General features: G+C 55.9%; 14 protein-coding genes and 1 pseudogene. 2 read left to right on the plus strand and 13 right to left on the minus strand.

Annotated features, from left to right (window positions below; all coding sequences use genetic code 11):
• Positions 1-10: 10 nt before the first annotated feature.
• The 12 genes from B9Z45_RS06635 to B9Z45_RS06690 form a co-directional block, all read right to left on the minus strand.
• A complete protein-coding gene (locus tag B9Z45_RS06635) occupies positions 11-2,647 on the minus strand; it encodes a SwmB domain-containing protein (RefSeq protein ID WP_158270390.1) in 2,637 nt (878 codons plus the stop codon).
• Between the two features lie 385 nt (positions 2,648-3,032).
• Positions 3,033-3,866, minus strand: a complete 834-nt coding sequence (locus tag B9Z45_RS06640; protein WP_233252103.1) for a peptidylprolyl isomerase — start codon at positions 3,864-3,866, stop codon at positions 3,033-3,035.
• Positions 3,867-4,274: 408 nt separating this feature from the next.
• A complete protein-coding gene (locus B9Z45_RS06645) occupies positions 4,275-4,724 on the minus strand; it encodes a flagellar FliJ family protein (RefSeq protein ID WP_108406443.1) in 450 nt (149 codons plus the stop codon).
• Between the two features lie 16 nt (positions 4,725-4,740).
• Complete coding sequence (locus B9Z45_RS06650; protein WP_233252104.1) at positions 4,741-6,063, minus strand: FliI/YscN family ATPase; 1,323 nt, start codon at positions 6,061-6,063, stop codon at positions 4,741-4,743.
• A complete protein-coding gene (locus B9Z45_RS06655) occupies positions 6,060-6,977 on the minus strand; it encodes a FliH/SctL family protein (RefSeq protein WP_158270392.1) in 918 nt (305 codons plus the stop codon). Before B9Z45_RS06655 ends, B9Z45_RS06650 begins: the two co-directional genes overlap by 4 nt.
• Positions 6,964-8,082 carry a flagellar motor switch protein FliG gene (fliG, locus tag B9Z45_RS06660; RefSeq protein ID WP_108406446.1) on the minus strand — a complete coding sequence of 373 codons (1,119 nt, stop codon included), beginning with the start codon at positions 8,080-8,082 and terminating at the stop codon, positions 6,964-6,966. The genes B9Z45_RS06655 and fliG overlap by 14 nt, the downstream gene beginning before the upstream one ends.
• 21 nt (positions 8,083-8,103) lie before the next feature.
• The gene (gene fliF, locus B9Z45_RS06665; RefSeq protein ID WP_233252105.1) at positions 8,104-9,966 is read right to left on the minus strand and encodes a flagellar basal-body MS-ring/collar protein FliF; all 1,863 of its coding nucleotides are present in this window, start codon (positions 9,964-9,966) and stop codon (positions 8,104-8,106) included.
• Between the two features lie 25 nt (positions 9,967-9,991).
• A complete protein-coding gene (gene fliE, locus B9Z45_RS06670; RefSeq protein WP_108406448.1) occupies positions 9,992-10,351 on the minus strand; it encodes a flagellar hook-basal body complex protein FliE in 360 nt (119 codons plus the stop codon).
• Positions 10,352-10,362: 11 nt separating this feature from the next.
• Entirely contained in the window at positions 10,363-11,916 is a 1,554-nt protein-coding gene (locus tag B9Z45_RS06675; protein WP_108406449.1) for a sigma-54-dependent Fis family transcriptional regulator, read from the minus strand.
• Positions 11,917-12,117: 201 nt separating this feature from the next.
• Complete coding sequence (locus B9Z45_RS06680) at positions 12,118-12,333, minus strand: uracil-DNA glycosylase (protein WP_108406450.1); 216 nt, start codon at positions 12,331-12,333, stop codon at positions 12,118-12,120.
• Between the two features lie 77 nt (positions 12,334-12,410).
• Positions 12,411-13,571: a flagellin gene (locus B9Z45_RS06685; protein WP_108406451.1), complete on the minus strand. Its 1,161-nt coding sequence runs from the start codon at positions 13,569-13,571 to the stop codon at positions 12,411-12,413.
• Positions 13,572-13,611: 40 nt separating this feature from the next.
• Positions 13,612-14,088: a hypothetical protein gene (locus B9Z45_RS06690; RefSeq protein WP_146180892.1), complete on the minus strand. Its 477-nt coding sequence runs from the start codon at positions 14,086-14,088 to the stop codon at positions 13,612-13,614.
• 772 nt (positions 14,089-14,860) lie between these two features.
• On the opposite strand from B9Z45_RS06690, the gene B9Z45_RS06695 reads away from it, so the two are divergent.
• Together B9Z45_RS06695 and B9Z45_RS16900 are read left to right on the plus strand one after the other, a co-directional pair.
• Positions 14,861-15,910 carry a hypothetical protein gene (locus tag B9Z45_RS06695; RefSeq protein WP_146180893.1) on the plus strand — a complete coding sequence of 350 codons (1,050 nt, stop codon included), beginning with the start codon at positions 14,861-14,863 and terminating at the stop codon, positions 15,908-15,910.
• Positions 15,911-15,943: 33 nt separating this feature from the next.
• Positions 15,944-16,867, plus strand: a complete 924-nt coding sequence (locus B9Z45_RS16900; RefSeq protein WP_146180894.1) for a hypothetical protein — start codon at positions 15,944-15,946, stop codon at positions 16,865-16,867.
• A 36-nt stretch (positions 16,868-16,903) separates the two neighbouring features.
• On the opposite strand, the pseudogene B9Z45_RS06705 reads toward B9Z45_RS16900, so the two are convergent.
• Positions 16,904-17,540: pseudogene (locus B9Z45_RS06705) on the minus strand (IS3 family transposase); the annotation flags it as partial.

Genomic DNA, 17,540 nt, shown 5'->3' on the forward strand with positions numbered 1-17,540 from the left:
CAGACAGGCTTTAAAGCACAATCAACTGGCCCTCTAGTCGCAGGTGATCTATCAGGGTGAGCAAAGTCAGATTGGCAGATACACCGTTGACGGTGTCTGAAATGAATTGCCCATTGATCAGCAGCTGGTTGCTGGCGTTGACTGTGACATTGTTGAACAGTAGATTGGCCGTCGGCGTGAAAACCGATCCCCCATCGTGATCAATTTGAAGCACCAATTTATTGTCGGCATTTTTGATGGCTTTCAAAAATGAGGCTTGGTTGGCTTGGGTGTAGCCATTGAGCAACTGGCTCAAGTCCAGCAAGTCGGCCTCAGCGGTGCCTTGCAATACGCCACTGCCTTTTTTGAAGCCGAAGTCCTGCAGCGTTTGTGTGAAGCCGCTCGGACCGCTTGCACCGAAATCGGGCCAGACGAAGTGATCTGACCCTCCCAAACCGCTTAGGGAGTCGTTACCAGTGGTGCCCAAAAAGTAATCCACACGATTGGCGGCACCGTTGACCGTGTCAGCGGCGTTGGTGGAAGTGATCACTTGCCCGAAGTTCTGATCGGTGAAAGAGGCCAGCGTTTTGCCGCTGGCACCTGTGAGCGGGTTGCTGCTGGGTTGTGTGTAGCTGACCAGCAAAGCACCCGGGTCGTCGACGGAGCCACTCAGCGACAGCACCAGCTTGGAGCCGTCTGCTGGGTCTTTGGCAATGCCGGTGATGGTTTGCGTGACAGTCCCCGCCTTGATGGTGAAGGCGCTGAGGGCAGGCAGGTTGCCCGTGATATTTTCGTTGAGCTGGATCACCAGTTGGTCCAGGGCAGCGACATTCGAGTCCAATTTCACCAGCACCGCGTTGTTGGTCACCGCCTGACCGGTGACGCCACTGCCCAAAGAGGCTGCATCGTTGCCACTGCTGTCTTGCAGTGCGGCATTGTTCACCGCGATGTTGGTCGTGGGGGCCGTGTAAAAGACACTGACCGTGTCACTGGGCTTGAGCGCACTGGCCAAATTCAGCAGCACTTGCGTGCCCGAAATGCTGACACTGCTGACGGCGATGCTTTCGCCAGTGGATTTGCGCACCACGAAAGCACTGGCACTTACCGCAGGGATGACCGGGGTGCCGCTGCTGCTGGGGCTGAGCAAGGTCTCGTTGTAGTTCAGAAAAACCTGCAGGCCATTGGCACTGGTCACGGCACCGTTCACACTGTTTAAGCTTGGACCTGTTGTGTCTAGCGTGCGCGAAATATTGCCGCTGTCGTTGCCCAGGCTGTCTTGCAAGGCTTGGTTCAGCGCGGTCTGGTCTGAGGTCGGCGCGGTATAGGCCAGCAAGGCAGTTTTGCTGCTTTCGATCGCTGTGGCAAAACTCAAGGTCAGCGTTCGTCCCGAAACCGAACTGGTTGCTGCTTTGAGCACCGTGCCGCCATTGGCCGTCAGGCTCCATGCGCTGGCGAGGGGGCCTTGGCTGGACAGGTTTTCATCAAAGGTCAACTCCAGCGTGCGGTCATTGGTGAAACGGCTGGACAACATGTTGGGTGCTACCGCGTCCACGGTAGAAACACTGCGAGCGAAAGCGGCCACAGCCTGACCTGCCCAGTCTTTCAAAATGTTGCCCGTGCTCGGCCGCGCATAGCTCACCCGCAAGCCCGCTTGCATATCGGTCACGGTCGTCGCCAGCGTCAACTCCAGCACAGACCCTGAGAGCCGGAGGCTGCTGACCGCCACACTTTGGGTGCTGCCACCACTGGCGACATTGACCGTGAAAGACGAGGGGTCGGGTAAAGAGCCTGCGTCGAGGGCTTCATTGAAGTTCAGCCGGATCACGCGGACCTGGCGTTCGGTCGCGGCGACCGCCAGTGTGTCGGTGTTCAGGGCAGGTGCGGTGGTGTCCAGGGTGTGGGTGATTGCGACACCCCCGACCGGTCCAATCACTGCAGCAAGGTTCCCTGCTGCGTCTTTGACCGCCTTGCTTATATCTGTGGGGGGCGTGTATTGAAGATTGATGTTGGGGCTGGTGCCGGTAATTTTGCTGCCCAGTGTCAAGCGTATCGAGTCCCCCAGCACCTCTTGGGCAGTGATGGTTTGTGATACGCCTGCGACACTGATGCTGAAGTTGGCAGGGTCCAGGGTGCCGCTCTTGAGCGTTTCCGAGAAACGCAAAACGATGACCGATTTTTCGGCGTTGGTGATGGCTTGACTGCTCAGCAGGGTGGGCGCGACCAGGTCGGTCACCGTTACGGCTTGGTCGCGAAAGGTGCTGGCGGTGTTGCCAGCGAGGTCTTTGACCACGCTGCCATCGCTCAGGCTGACCGAGACTTGGCTGGCACGTGTGATGGGGGTGCCCAAGGTGAGTATCAGGTTGTTCATATCACTGCTGCGCGCGACGCTGCTGACGGTGGTGCTGATGCCATCTACCATCACCTGAAAGGCACTGGTCGCCGGCAAAGTGTCATTCAAGCTCTCGCTGTAACGCAAGACCAATTGGTTGCCTGCACTGTTGCTGATGTCGGCACTGCGCAAGATGGGCGCTTGCGTATCGGGCGTGGTGCTGGTTGTTTTGTCCTTCGATTGCAGTGCCATCAGCGCCATGACCGAGCCGCTCAGAACCGCCCCGATGGGTGCAGTGCCAAACCATGAAGCCACCACTGATGGAGTGTGCTCTGACATGGGCTTGAGTAGGAATGACGATAAACCGTTGGAGTCGGATGTCTGGCTAGCCGTTGGCGGTTCTGGGATCTCCGTGTTGGCATCTTGCGACTCCGAAGTCCCTGACCTGTTGTCTGGCGCGGCCTGAGCCAGGTGTAATGGGGCTGTGTTTTCGAAATTTTGGGGGTCAAACTCCATCGCGGTTGGAGAGTCTGTTAGCAAATTATCAAAGTTGTCTTCTTCGCGGTGAGGTGGTTTTCGCTGGCCGGCCTTGGCCTGCCTGGCAAAAGGTGTGGCAAGGCGAGTTGTGTCCGCCAAGGCGGCAGTTCGGGCAGGGCTTGAAGTGCCCGAAACATCTGAACGGGACAAAGTGGGTAAAGTGGGTGAATTGGTCATGGCTTGGGTTTTATTGAATTTGGTAAGCCCAGTGCAAATGCACGGCTGTGCTGGGGTTCACTGCCCCCCCGTCAGTGGCGGTGAATGCGCTGGTGGGCACCGTGTTCAGCAGCTCAGTCCAGGTGTTGCTGCCGTGAATGAAACGGCCAAACACGGCGTAGCCATTGCGCAGATTAGAGCTGTCAAAAATCGGATTGTTTTGGGGGTTGACAAAAAACTGCGACGTGGCAGAGTCAGGATCGTCGGCTCTGGCCATGGCGATGGTGCTGGCGGTGTGGCCCAAGCCCGAGCTGATGGTCGATTCAAGGGGGATAGCAGCCAGGGTGGGCGTTTTGGTTGCGTAATTGCTGCCGTTGTGGGTAAAGCCCCCGCCTTGGACTAAGCTTGCGCTGGTGCTTTTGAGGAAGCGGTGAAACACCGTTTGGTCATAAAAACCTTGGTTCACGTATCGCAAAAAATTGGCTGCACTGACCGGCGCTTTGACCGACTCCAGCAGCAAAACAGATTCTTTCAATGTGGTGCCCGTGCCAAGGGTGGTGCCAGTCAGAATGCACACGGCAGGCAAAGTGCTGGCGGCCCTTTGCAAGGCGTCGTAGGCCGTTGCGCTGCAGGTTCTACCGGGCACGCTGAGACTGGCGTGGCGGCGAACGGTACTACCCTCCAGCACCCAAGAAGTAAACACAGTTCGCAGTGCACTGGAGGGGTTGGCGATTGCTTTTTCTTGCACCAGTGACGATGCTCTGGTGTCGGTGAAGCAGCCGTCCGAAGCCAATGGAACAGCAGCGTCTTGGCGGATGCAGTAACGCCCAGCAGGGGTGCCGACACCAATCAGTGTCAGTCGCACTGTGTTGTCTGCCAACAAACGCCCGGAGATCGACGGTTGAGAGATGTTGTGTGGAGCTGGGTTGGTCGTGCTTTCGCCATCTGAGCCGCCGCAGGCGCTCAAAAAATAAATACTAAAAGTAATTAAAAATAAAAATAAAGGTCTCATGGTGCGCATATTAACAGGCGTTTTGCCCATGACACCAACCCCATCATGCTGCTTGTCGGGCCGTCTTTGTACGGCTGAAATGACAGCCAACCTTAAAACACTGCAGGGTTTTTACCCGTGCACACGATGCTGTCGGCGAAGGGTTCAAAACGCTGTTGCGCTGGACCAAGTTGATCAATCGCAAGCCACGTTGACATACTTGTAACGCACACCCGGGCGTTCAAGCATCTCATCCGAGTGCTTATGGTTCAAAAGTTCGTATCAAGTTTGCATGCGCAAATTGAACTGCCTGACACCCAATTCGTCCATCTGGCGTTGCTCGTGTTGTTGTTGGTCACGCCGAACGGCCAGTAGGTCTTGTTCTTCGAGGGCGCGCATTTTCTGAAGTTCAATTTCAGCAAGTACACGTTTTTTGCGCAAGCTGGCCACCAGGGTTTCGGCTCTGCTGATGTCCAGCACCACACGTTGCTGCAAGTTGAGCAACTGGGCCATGAATTGACGCTGGTTCATGCTGGCTTGCATGCCCTGAAACTCGTTTTGGGGCTGTTGTTCTTTCAGCCGGTATTCGTCGTACAGGCGGCAAAGCCGTTGGTGGCTGGCATGCAGTTGTGCCACGCGTTCCACAGCAGCAGCCAGATCGGTTTGGACTTGGGTGACCCCATCGTTGGCTTTTTTGACCAAAGCGGGCCAGCAGTTTCGAGCTTGTTTCATGCAGTGTGGTCTTTTCTTAGTTGGCCATCAGGGCCTGGATGTCATGGCGCGTGGTGTCCGCGTCCTGACTGATGTGCATGTCTTGTTGCAAAAATGTTTCCATGGAGGCGCGCAGCCGGATGGCTTGGTCCAGTTCGGGGTTGCTGCCCGCTTCGTAGGCGCCCACCTGAATCAGGTCCTGGTTTTGCTGGTACAGCGACCACAAACGCCGAAAGCGGTTGGCCAGTTTCAGGTCTTCCGGGCTGAGCAGGTTTTGCATGACCCGCGAGATGGAGCCATTCAGGTCAATCGCCGGGTAATGTGCGGCATCGGCCAGTTTGCGTGACAGCATGACTTGGCCGTCCAGCGAGGCGCGAGCGATGTCCACGATCGGGTCGTTGGCATCGTCTCCCTCGGCCAGCACGGTGTAAATGGCGGTGATCGATCCCACGCCGTGGCGCCCCACACCCGCACGTTCAATCAGGTTGGGCAGTAAGGCAAAAACCGATGGGGGGTAACCCTTGGCGGTGGGGGGCTCGCCCACTGCCAGACCGATTTCGCGTTGGGCATGGGCCACTCGGGTCAGGCTGTCGACCAGCATCAAGACGTTTTTGCCTTGGTCCCTGAAATATTCAGCGATCACGTGCGTCAAGTGGGTCGCCTTCAGGCGCAGCACCGGCGACACGTTGGCGGGGGCTGCCACCAGCACCGATTTGGCCAGACCTTCAGGGCCAAGGGATTCTTCGATGAAGGCCTGGACCTCCCGGCCTCGCTCGCCAATCAGGCCAATCACCACCACATCGGCTTCGGTGAAGCGGGTCATCATGCCAAGCAGCACGCTCTTGCCAACGCCAGAACCGGCCACCAGGCCCAAGCGTTGGCCTCGGCCAATGGTCAACATGCCGTTGATGGCTTTGACACCCACGTCCAGCACCTGGTTGATGGGGCCGCGTTCCATGGGGTTGATGGGGCGGCCTTGCAGGCTCAGCACATCCTGGCATTGGGGGGGTGGTTTGCCGTCCAGCGGTTGTCCGCGGCCATCGATGATGCGGCCCAACAAGTCTGGCCCCAGGCACACCTGCGAGGTGTGGCTGATGACCGAGACCTTGGCACCAGGCCCAATGCCATTGGGTTCGGTGAAGGGCAAAAGGTAGAGGATGTCGTCGTTGAAGCCCACCACTTCGGCTTCGACCTTGTGCCCGAATTGGCCCACCACTTCGCAGCAGGCGCCCAGCGGCGCCATCAGGCCACGGGTTTCCAGGCGCATGCCCACCAGCCGCACCAAGGTGCCATTGCGCTGTTGATCGGGGGCATGCAGATCACCAATCAGTTGGCTGACTTCGTCGTCAAAATTCATCATGGGGTGTCGTCGCTGTCAGGTGATGCGGGTTTCATCTCGGTGTCTTCGACATCGATGACCTGGCGATTCCAGTCGCGGCTGGGCGTGTCAGCGGGCAGCGCTTCGGCTTGGTCTTTGACCAGGGACGACTGTTGCATCCAGGCTTCGGGTTGGGCCAACAGGCGTCGTGCCAAAGGCTCCAGACGGGTTTCGATCAAGTCCTGCACAACGGTGTCTTGTGCCCGCACGCGCACACTGCCAGGCCGCAGTTGGGCATCGGCTTCGAGCTGCATGTGTTGGGTGACCGATTCGCCCATGGCTTTCAGGCGCTGAAAATCTTCAGGATTAACGCTCACCTTCACCGGTTCGACCGGATGGTCCAGTTGCTGAATGCAGCCCTGGATCAGGTTGTGCACGGCCTGGCCAGAGAGCTGAAGTTCTGCGCGAACCAATTGCTCGGCCACATGCAATGACAGCCGTTTGAGGGGTTCAAAAAACCGTTGAGGGTCTTGGCTGATGCTGCGCAATTCGATGCCCAAATGCCGCATCAACTCGCGCTCTTTGCTGCGCTCGGCTTCAAATTCGGTGCGCACCAGGTCTTGCCCTTCGAGCAAGCCGCGCTGATAGGCTTCGTCGCGCATTTGATCAAGCGCAGACTCTGTCCAAGGAGACTCCGGATCTGGCGTCTCTTCAGGCGCCTCGCCCGTATCTGTTGCGCCATCGGACGCTTCAGGATGAGTGGCGGCCAATGGTGCGTCTTCGGTCATCAAGCGGTCGGTGGGTTCCAGCTTTTCTGCGACGCGCCACGGTCCAAAAGAGCGGGCAGAGGCTTCGTCCCACTGTGTGCGCAAAAACCGAGGTGTCTGTACCGTGCTGTTGAGCAAGGCATTGGGGCTCCAGGGGGCGGGCTTTTCGTGTACGTCAGACAAAGCCATCTCCGCCTCCAGCCAGCACCAGTTCACCATCATCGGACAGCTTGCGCGCCAGGCGCATGACGGTCTTCTGTGCTTCTTCGACTTCGGTGATGCGCAGCGGGCCTTTGCCTTCCATGTCGTCCACAAACATCACTCGGGCTCGGGCCGACATGTTGTCGAGGAACTTGTCTTTGACGAAGTCTGGCGCACCCTTCAGGGCCACCATCAACAAGTCTGGGTCTGCCTTGCGCATGATGGCCTGTATGCCCCGGTTGTCCACACCCACCAGGTTTTCGAAGGTGAACATGTTGTCCTGGATCTTTTGCATCAAGTCCGGGTCCAGTTGGGACAAGCCGGACATGATGGCCGATTCGAGCTCCATTTTCACGGAGTTCATGATCTGGGCCGCAGCCTTGACGCCCCCGAAACTGGACGATTTGGACGAAGAGTTCGAAGCGAATTGCTTCATCATGATTTGTTCCAGCTCTTCCATTGCGGACGGCTGAACCGTTTCCAGACTGGCGATACGCTGCAAGATCTCGGGGCGGGATTCGGTTGGCAAAAAGTTCAGCACATCGGCGGCCACTGTGTAATCGAGCACCGACAAGATGATGGCCACCACCTGCGGGTGTTCGCCCCGGATCATTTCTGCGATCGAGCGGGCGTCCATCCACTTCAGGATTTCAAGCCCTTTGCTGCCTTGGCCCGGCATGATGCGGCTGAGCACCGATGCGGCCTTGTCTTCGCCCAGGGCGCGCTTGAGTACTTTTTCGACATAGTCGCCCGTGCCCAAGCCCAGGCTGGTCTGCTTTTTGAGCATGGTGACAAATTCATCAAGGACGATGTTCACCGCCTCTTGTGACAAATCCGACACAGAGACCATCGCGGCACCCAAAGACTGCACTTCCTTGGGGTTCATGAAGCGGATGATCTCGGAGGCTTGTTGTTCACCCAGCAGCAGCATCAAGACCGCTGCCCGCTGTGTGCTGGTCAATTCGGCCAATTCCTTGGCCAATTCTTCGGTCATGAGTACCGAGGCATCGGCTGCAGGCGTTGCAGCAGCGCCTTTTGCATCCTTGGCCTTGTCGGCTTTCGCGTCTTTGTCGTCGGGTTTCTTGGTAGCCATGGTATTGAGTCCTTGTTGTATTTAGCCGACCTTAACCATGCTCTTGAGCACGTTGGCCACACGGCCTGAGTCTTCGGCCACCAGCATGCGGATCAGCGCCACTTTGTCGTCGTAGGTGTTGGCGGTGTCCAGCATGTCCATGGAGATGCTTGACTTCTTGGGTTTGAGCTTGGCCTTGATCTCTTCCAGGCTCTCGCCTTCGCCAATCTGGATCATGCGCATGTCGTCTGCGCTCAACTCGCCATCGCTCAGTGCAGCCTTGGCTTGTTCGTCGTCGGTGACCGCATTGCTGGCATACATGTTCTTCATGATGGGGCGGACCACGATGAGCATGAAGACAATGAAGCTGATGGCCAGCAAGCCGCCTTTGATGCCGGTTTGCACCGCGTCTTCCAGGTACCAGGGAATCGTTTCCAGGGCTGCTGCAGGCTCGAATTTGGCTGGGACCACGGAGACGTTGTCGCCCCGCTCCTGGTCAAAACCCACCACGCCGCGCACCACTTGAAGCATTTGCTCCAGCTCTTGCGGTGTGTAGGCCTGTGTGGTGGGGGCATTGGGCACAACGGGTGCATCTTTGGCCGGTGGCGGTATTGGGCGCTCGTTCACTACCACGGCCACGCTGACCTTCATCACGCCACCCGTGGCGTTGCGCACATGGCGAATGGTGCGGTCCAGCTCAAAATTGCGGGTGGACCGGCTGCTGAGTTTGTTGGCCGATTCGGCTTGGCCTTTGCTTGCATCCGCCGCAGTGGCCGTGGTGGTGGTCGAGTCGATGGGTGCGGTGTTGGACAAACTGCCCGGCACGCCCTCGGCACTTCGGCTAGCGTTGCGGTCTTCGGCCAGCACCTCTGAGCGGGTGCGGGGGCCTTTGTCGCGGTTGTCAAAATCTTCGGTTGTGCTTTCGATTTGGGTGAAGTCCAGCGACAGATTGACCTGTGAGCGCACATTGGCCTCGCCCACCATGGGCGACAAAATCTGCATGATGCGGGTACGGTAAACCTCTTCAAGGTGCTGCTTGTGCTGCTCTTGGGCCGATGTCAGCCCCAGTTTTTGCTCGGTGGCCGACTCGGTCATGAGCTTGCCCACGTTGTCCACCACGGTCACATGGTCGTGTGCCAGATAAGGCACGCTGGAAGAGACCAAATGCACGATGGCCTGAACCTGTGAGGCTGATACTGCACGACCTGGGTAGGGTGCCAGCACCACCGAGGCTTTGGGCGGTGTGCGGTCACGCACAAAAACACTTTGCTTGGGCGTGGCCAGGTGCACGCGGGCACTTTGCACGCTGCCAATTTGCATGATGCTGCGGGCCAGCTCTTGTTCCATGGCCGCATTCACCTTGACCTGCTCCATGAACTGGCTGGTGGTCATGGACGACTGTTCTTTCAGGCCGTCCAGGCCTGTGGCGCCCGCTTTGGGCAGTCCTTGCGAAGCCAAAAAAATCCGGGCTTCATGGAAGCGTTGGCTGGGAACCGTCAGTTGGCCGGTAGCCGGGTCAATTTTGGGGCTGAAGTCGGCTGTCTTGAGCGATTCAAAGGCTTTTTGTTGGTCAGCCTCTTGCAGGCCAGGCATCACTGGGCGGTAGGGCGTCGCTTGCATCCACGCATAGACCAAGCCAAAGATCACCAGCACAACCAGCATGACGATCAGCGGCAACACCCGACGAACGGCGGGTTGGTTGACCACGGTTTTGAAAGTCTCTGACATGCCTTCAATGCGCCAGGGGCTGAGGCCGCCATTGCTGGCGCCATTGGCATTGGCCGCGCCATTGGCGCCCGGAGCGTTGGCCAAGGCGGTGCTGTTGGACACGTTGGCCGGTGTATTGGCGGATGTGTTTGGCGCGGTCATCACGCCTGTGTTCATTGCTGCAGTTGCTGTGGCCATGTTTATTCTTCTTCAGTTAAGAGGGTCAGACCGGCATGTTCAAGATTTCTTCGTAAGCCTTGAGCACTTTGTTGCGCACTTGCAAGGTGGCCTCAAAGGCCAGCGAAGATTTCTGCATGCCCAGCACCACATCGGTCAGCGCCATGTTTTCGCCTCGGTCAAAAGCGTTGCGCATTTCCGATGATTGGACTTGCAGTTGGTTGACTTGTCCGAGCGCACCCGAGACCAGATCAGAGAAACCCGTTTTTTGCACGCCGCCTGTGCCACCGATCGAATCGGTCGCGCTGGGCATGCCCATTGTTTTGCCCGCAGCTTCAGACTGGTGGCTGCGCAGGGTTTGCAGCATCGACTGGATGCTGGCTGGAGAAATGGCTTTGTCGATCATTCTTGTCTCCCTTAGTAAGCGCTGGCCATGCCCAGACCCAACTCACGCAGTTGGGCCAGTTTGTAGCGCAGGGTGCGTGGGCTGATGCCCAGGCGCTTGGCGGCTTCTGTTTTGCTGGGGGTGGTGGCCAGCGTGGCCATGATCACCTGGTGCTCGTTCATGCGGGTGGCACTGCTCAGGTCGGTGGCAGGGCTGGCCACGTCGGTCAAAGCCAAGGGGCTGTGTTGTGGGGTGTTGTCTGCGTTGTCCTTGGCGTTGTTGTCTGCAGTGTTGCCTAGGTCCATGGCCTGGATGGAGTCGCTCATGAACTGCTGCACCGTGGACGATGGCGGGACCAATGCAGCCGCTGTCACCGTCTGGGGTGGTGGTGTGCTGGCCATCGTGGGGTTGATGGTGAGGGTGGCTGGCGTCATGGTGGCCGCTGTCAACCAATCGTCAAACATCAAATGGGCCGGGGTGACCACATGGTCAGCGCACAAGACCAAGGCGCGGCGAATCACGTTTTCGAGTTCGCGCACATTGCCTGGCCAGGGGTATTGCAACAACATCGTTTGAGCTTGCGGGTGAATCTGCCAAGGTTTTTTGTCGTGTTGCAAAAGCGACTGCATGGCCAAGGGAATGATGTCGCCAGGGCGCTCGCACAAAGGCAGCAAACGCATGCGGAAGGTCGCGATGCGGTAGTACAGGTCTTCGCGGAACTCGCGCTCCACAATGGCTTTTTTCAGATCTTTATTGGTGGCCGCCACGATGCGCACATTCAGCTGAATGACGCTTTGTCCACCCAAGCGGGTGAGTTGGCGCTCTTGCAGCACGCGCAGCAATTTGCTTTGCAGGTGCATGGGCATCTCACCGATTTCATCCAAAAACAAGGTCCCGCCCTGGGCTTGCTCAAACAAGCCTTTTTGTTCGCGGTGGGCCCCGGTGAAAGCCCCTTTCTCGTGACCAAACAACATGTCTTCGATCAGGTTTTCGGGCATGGCCGCGCAATTGAGCGCCACAAACGGGCCACGGGAACGACCCGAAGCCTCATGCAGCACGCGTGCCAAAACTTCTTTGCCCGAACCTGTGGGGCCCACCAGCAAGGCGGTCACTTCGGCTTGGGCTACTTTTTGGGCCAAGGCCAGCAGGTGCTGGCTGGCAGGATCGACAAACACCACATTGCGCATGGGCTGCGGTGTTGCACGCGCAGCCGACGGGTTGATTTGATTGAGCAAGCGCAACCATGAAGCAGGGCGCACATCTTGTGTGGCCAGCACCGTGAGAGCGCCGGCTTGGGTGGCTTCGACGGCCAGATCGAACTCATGGCGGTCAACGCGGCAAACCACCGGAGTGCTCAAGCCGGCGTCTTGCAACAGTTGTTGCACAGCTTTGAGCCGGGTGACATCCAGGGCCAGGTGCAACACCACCACGGCGGCATCGGGAGCTTGAGCGACCAGGCTGTCCAGGGTGGTCACGGGCATCACGGCCCAGCCAGAGACTTGCAGTGCCTGACTGTGCTCGGGGCTCAGGGCGTTTTCGGGGTCCAGCCAAAGGGCGAGAGGGGCAGAAACGGGTTGTGACTTCACGGCGGTGGCCTCATGTACAGATGAGACTGACTAAGCAACCCTTGTGCCAGATATTTATTGTGTTTTAAATGCCTAAAAAATCAAAAAATGAATACTTAATAATTTTTAAGTTTCTTGAAATATTGACACTGTGCTTGACGGAAGTTTGACAGCGAGAAAGACAGAAGCAGGCGCGGCCGATGCAGCCTGTGAACACGCTGCTCAGCGGGAGATGGGTTGTTCTTTGGCGTGAAAGAGTTGGCAAAACTGGCCGTCCACACGCAAAACCTCCAGTGCGGGCAGCAGGCGCGACTGAAAGCCCATGGCTCGACAGGCGTAGGGAGAAGACGGCACGTGGCTCACCGCAAAATGCCGGCATTGCCAGCAGTTGGGGCCTTTGGCATTCAAAGCAGGAGCCTTAGGTTTGTCGAGCGTCATTTGTGTGCGATTCAACAATATCCGTTCATACCGCGACAAAGGGGCTTTCAAGCCCCTTGTTCAGCGAGAAGCCGTGATTAACCTTGGAGAAGTTTGAGCACTGTCTGCTGGTCAGTATTGGCCTGTGCCAAAACAGCTGTAGCCGCTTGCTGGATGATCTGGGTCCGTGCCAGCTCCGAGCTGGCCTTGGCGTAGTCCGCATCCAGAATCGAGCTGCGTGAAGCAGAAGTGTACTGGGACACATTGGTCAGGTTGTCCACTGCGTAAGTCAAGCGGTTGATCATCGCACCCAGGCCAGCACGGGCCTGGTTGATCTTGTCCAGGGCGAAGTCGAGCTGTCGTATTGACTCGTTCGAATTGGGCGCGCTGTTGATTTCAAGGGCCACCAGGTTACTCAAAGTGCCTGTGGTAGAGGTGGCTGTGGTGGTCGCCACCGCTTCTGTGCCAGCGGCAAATTTGACACTGCCTGCAGGCGTGTTGGTGATCGTATAACGGGTCGTTCCCAAAACCTCTTTGGCGGCCTCAAAAATGTTGGTGGCAATGTTGGTGTTGGGTACTGCGGCCGCGACATCTTCTGCAGTCACGGTGTAACTCACAATGTTGTCGTTGATCGACAGGCTGATGGAGTCTCCAGCCGCATAGGTGCCTGCCATCGCCATGGTTGATGCGCCTGCCGAGATGGCTGAAAACGCCGCCTTGGTGGTGGCTGAGTCAAACTCCGAAAAGCCCACTTCACCCAAGGTGTGCGTGATGACTTGGCCTTTGCTGGCACCCACTTGGAAGGCAAATTTTCCGGCTTCACCCTGGTCGCCTGAAAAGGACCCATCGAGCAAATTAAAGCCGTTCCACTGGGTTTCTTTGGTGACGCGGCCGACTTCTTCTTTGAGTTGCTGGTATTCCAGGTCCAGATAACCGCGGTCGGCTTTGGAGTAAGTGTCGTTGGCCGCTTGTACCGACAGTTCACGCATGCGCTGAACCATGCTCGTGATCTCGATCATGGCACCCTCAGCCGTCTGAAGCATCGACATCGAATCGTTGCCGTTTCGCACCGCCTGGTCCATGCCACGAATCTGCGCAGTCATTCGTGAGGAAATGGCCAGACCTGCGGCGTCATCCTTGGCTGAGTTGATGCGCTTGCCTGTCGACAATTGCTCCATGGCCGAAGACAAAGAGCGGCTGTTTTTTGCCAGCGCATTTTGTGAAATCAGCGATTTGATGTTGGTGTTAATGACGGTCATGATGATGTTCCTTCAGTTCAGGTGGCGTTGGGCCGGACCATTAATGGGTATTGGCCGCTGCCTCATGGGCATGGTTGTTTGACAACAAGGCCTTCAGCGATTGCTTTTCACCCAGCAGGACAGGGTTGTCGGCGTAAATCGTCAATGCACACTCAGCGGCATGCAATGCAGCTACTGGCTCGCATTGGCAGCGCAAAACGCGGATCCAGTGTTGCCAAGTGGCGACTGGTGTTCGGCCATCTTGGAGGTCAATCAATTGCTCCAGCAAATTACCGGCAGTCAACCAGTCTTGACGCACCTCAGCCAGCAAAGCTGAAATGGCCAAAATTTCTTCACTTTGTGGGTAAAGGCTTAGACCTGCATTGCTCAATGCATCTGCAAGCGCTAATTGGTTTTGTTCGACCAGTTCGGCAATGGTTTGGCGAATCTGATCGGGCAGGAAACGCGACACTTCACGGTCGCTCAGCATGCGGCCCATGGAAGCCTGTGCAATCATGGATTGATAAAGAGATGTCATGTTCTGAACTCCTGTGTAGGTGTCGATAAGCCGTCGGGTATGACTTGCCAGCGGCTGTGATGAACAGGGTTAAGCAAAAGGCGTGCCAGCTATTTCTGGCGCCGCTGATCGGGCTTGATGCAGGAATAAGTTTGAAGGGGTAAATGGAAAATTTGAAAATAATTGAATCTGCTTTATGAACTTTAAGATTCATATGGCTTGTATTTTTATTTTCAAATACCGTATGTGAGCTTTTGCCAAAGCTGCTGTGCTGTGAGCCGCACCAAGTGCTCAATGGCAGGCTATTGGTGCGGCTAAAGATTGCCGTTGAGGAGGAATACGCTAGGGGTTAGGCTTGCCGCAAGGGCAATTTGACAGGCTCCAGGATCGGATTCCGCTTGAACCAAGCCGGATTATTAGGTGGCGCATTTTTTGCTTACACCTTAAAAGCATAAAGCAGATGTCTTGCTAATAGACATTAGAAAATTTTACAAACAATCTATCGAAAGGATATGGCCAGTCTTTGTAGAGTAGTGAGGCAGTAGATCAATGAGGTGATGTGAAACAGGGCAGATTAGGGCGAGTTAAACCTGCATGTAATGTCAGACATCGACAGTCCGCTATAGCTGAAGGTGCGCTTGGCAGCATATATGCACAAGGGTCAGCTGGCACGTTTGACAAACCAGGTGTTTAGCAATAGATCCCGGATGTACAAGCCCAATCAACTTCTTCGTAAAACAACTCAATACAAGTCCCACTTGATATCCACAAGCCAACCATATAGAACCCCAAAATGAGCCGTTTATCTATCTGCATTCCCTCTCACGCAAGTCTGGCAGACTCTCAACAGACACTCTCCAATGCGAAGGATCTCGCGAGCCTCGATGGGATAGAGGTTGTTATTGGAGATAACTCTGGCGACTTGGCTAAGCGAGATCGCTGGGCATCGCATAGTGATTCGAATTTTCGCTTTTTGGCATCCCCCGAAAGCGGCGCAGTAAATAATTGGAGATTTACATTGGGGCACTGTACAGCTGATTTCACATCAGTCCTTTCTGATGATGATTTGTTGCTTCCCTTGCCTGGCTTTTGCCCAGATCAAATGGACGCGCCTACAGGGACCATCGGTATACGGCCAGCTATGGCATTGTTTCATGAATCAGTAGGCATTTATAAAATCAACCAATTCGAAATCACCGCACAGCGCGCGGTGGATCGGGTTAAGGCCTACTTTCAAAATAGCGGTGGTGGAAATACCACCTTGTTCAGTGCATTTGATACCCGGTTTCTCAAAAGTGTTTATTTCGAAACGCTTGTAAATCACCCCACGCGGGGGGGGTATATGGACTGGGCTATTGTGCTCGGCCTGATTTCAACTGGGCCATTATTGAAGTGCCCGCATTTGCTCTATGTTTACAACAATAAAAACTGGTTTACTCAGCAAGACATTGAGCGCAATGTACCGAAAACCTTTACCGATGAGGGCTTACCTGGGGATTGCGCGCAAATTCTGCCCGCCATTCAGGCAATGGAAAGCTTCGTCCTAATTGCGCGTAAACAGTCCCCAATTTGCCCTGATGAAAAGCTTGAGGCAGCGCACTTCGCGGTGGATGTATTTTTTCAAACACTGGTAAAACAGTTCGGCTCTGAAGACCCCGCCTCAGGGTTCGATTTGCAGAGGTGGAAGGCTGTGCGAGCTATCCTGCGTGTGACCGTTACCCCCTTTGACCGCCTGGCTGCCAGTTTGCTGATCATGGATCTGTGGGTACCTGGTTTGTCTGACCTCTATCGGACATACATGGACCAGCAGGTGGACCCCGCAGTGTTATCCCAGGTAATGTAAAAACCGCACCCTCAAATTCAACAAGAGAACGCCATGACCCTTCGCACAGCCATATTGGCCTATGATCCACAACAACCCTTTGCGGGCCATATTTACCGGCAATGGCCTGGGCAATGGCCGTGTGGAAATTCGTTGGTGGGGAATACTTTCTTCATTCCTGCAACAGGGCAGGAACTTCGAGCCGACTGGTTGGTTTGCCCAACACCAGCCCCACAGAACATGAACACATCGGTACCGAAACATCGGCGTATCTTTTTAGTGATGGAGCCTCCAGAATACTGGCAACCCCCAGCCGAACTTTTAAACCAATTCGGTTGGGTTGTCAGTCCATACGAGATTCCAGGATACTCTGGTGTACAAATTCCCGGCGTTACAACCGGACTTTTCTGGTGGTATGGGGTTTCCATGGATGGGCATCGTCCTATGGGGAAGTACTTGAACTGGGATGCCATTGCTGCGGAATTAGTACAACCCAAGCTGGCTTTGGCATCGACGATTACGTCGACCAAATCATTCCTCCCTGGACATCGAGCTCGGCTTGAATTTACAAGCCTGCTCAAAGAGGCTATGGGTGACCGCCTTGAAGTTTTTGGCCATGGTTTTAACCCCGTGGAAGACAAGCGCGATGCGCTACTTCCATACCAGTACCATTTAGCCATTGAAAATGCCGTCCATCCCCATTTTTGGACAGAAAAGCTCGCTGACCCACTGCTGGCTCGTTGCAAAGTGTTTTATTACGGAGCTACAGACGTGGCTAAGTATTTTTCAAATGATTCAGTGGTGCCCATTGATATTGCTAAGCCTCAACAGGCCATTGACCTGATACTTAATCATATGGATCATGTGGATCTAAATCTATTAGAAATTGAAAGCTCACGCGAGCGAGTGCTGTGTGAATTTAACCTGCCGGCATTCATTGATCGCTTGATAGACAATATTTTGGAGCAGGAGGTCTGAACCTGCCCCTGTTTGACGTACTGCTTAGCCACTTCATTATGCGGCCTTCAATTGCTGTGCCGCGTCCCAGCGTTTTTCAAACTGCATCGGACTGACGTAGCCCAACGTGGAGTGCAACCGCCGGTGGTTGTAGAACGTCAGCCAGTCAATCACCTCATCCATTGCCTGCCTGCGGGTTGCAAACCTCTGTCCGTACAGCCTGCCCACCTTCAAGCGACCCCACAGACTCTCCGTAGGTGCGTTGTCCCAGCAGTTTCCCTTGCGGCTCATGGAACTTCTCATTTTGTAACCCGCCAGCGTGCCCTGGAACTCATGCCCGCAGTATTGGCTGCCTCGGTCCGAATGGAAGATCAGGCCTGGCGCTGGCTGACGCCGGAACCATGCCATCTTTAACGCGTCTGTCACCAGGCTGCTCTGCATGTGAGGCTGCATGCTCCAGCCCACCACCTGTCGGCTGAACAGGTCTATCACTGCTGCCAAGTACAAACCAGCCCTCGTCGGTGGCGATATAGGTGATGTCTCCCGTCCAGACCTGGTTAGGGGCTGTCGGGGTGAAGTTGCGTTGTACCAGGTCAGGCGCAATGGGCAGATGGTGTTTGCTGTCCGTGGTGACGACAAACTTGCGCTTGCACCTTGCACGGATGCCGTGCAACTGCATCAAGCGGCGTACGCG

It is taken from the genome of Limnohabitans sp. 2KL-17, assembly GCF_003063415.1.
In the GTDB taxonomy this organism is placed as follows: Bacteria; Pseudomonadota; Gammaproteobacteria; order Burkholderiales; family Burkholderiaceae_C; genus Limnohabitans_A.

Bases quoted from the DNA above. Each gene is read 5' to 3' on its own strand.
- B9Z45_RS06685 (WP_108406451.1), bottom strand. From the start codon at position 13,571: ATGACCGTCATTAACACCAACATCAAATCGCTGATTTCACAAAATGCG.
- B9Z45_RS06655 (WP_158270392.1), bottom strand. From the start codon at position 6,977: ATGGCTTTGTCTGACGTACACGAAAAGCCCGCCCCCTGGAGCCCCAAT.
- B9Z45_RS06635 (WP_158270390.1), bottom strand. From the start codon at position 2,647: ATGTCAGAGCACACTCCATCAGTGGTGGCTTCATGGTTTGGCACTGCA.
- fliG (WP_108406446.1), bottom strand. From the start codon at position 8,082: ATGGCTACCAAGAAACCCGACGACAAAGACGCGAAAGCCGACAAGGCC.
- fliE (WP_108406448.1), bottom strand. From the start codon at position 10,351: ATGATCGACAAAGCCATTTCTCCAGCCAGCATCCAGTCGATGCTGCAA.
- B9Z45_RS06680 (WP_108406450.1), bottom strand. From the start codon at position 12,333: ATGACGCTCGACAAACCTAAGGCTCCTGCTTTGAATGCCAAAGGCCCC.
- B9Z45_RS06650 (WP_233252104.1), bottom strand. From the start codon at position 6,063: ATGATGAATTTTGACGACGAAGTCAGCCAACTGATTGGTGATCTGCAT.
- B9Z45_RS06690 (WP_146180892.1), bottom strand. From the start codon at position 14,088: ATGACATCTCTTTATCAATCCATGATTGCACAGGCTTCCATGGGCCGC.
- B9Z45_RS06645 (WP_108406443.1), bottom strand. From the start codon at position 4,724: ATGAAACAAGCTCGAAACTGCTGGCCCGCTTTGGTCAAAAAAGCCAAC.
- B9Z45_RS16900 (WP_146180894.1), top strand. From the start codon at position 15,944: ATGACCCTTCGCACAGCCATATTGGCCTATGATCCACAACAACCCTTT.
- fliF (WP_233252105.1), bottom strand. From the start codon at position 9,966: ATGGCCACAGCAACTGCAGCAATGAACACAGGCGTGATGACCGCGCCA.
- B9Z45_RS06695 (WP_146180893.1), top strand. From the start codon at position 14,861: ATGAGCCGTTTATCTATCTGCATTCCCTCTCACGCAAGTCTGGCAGAC.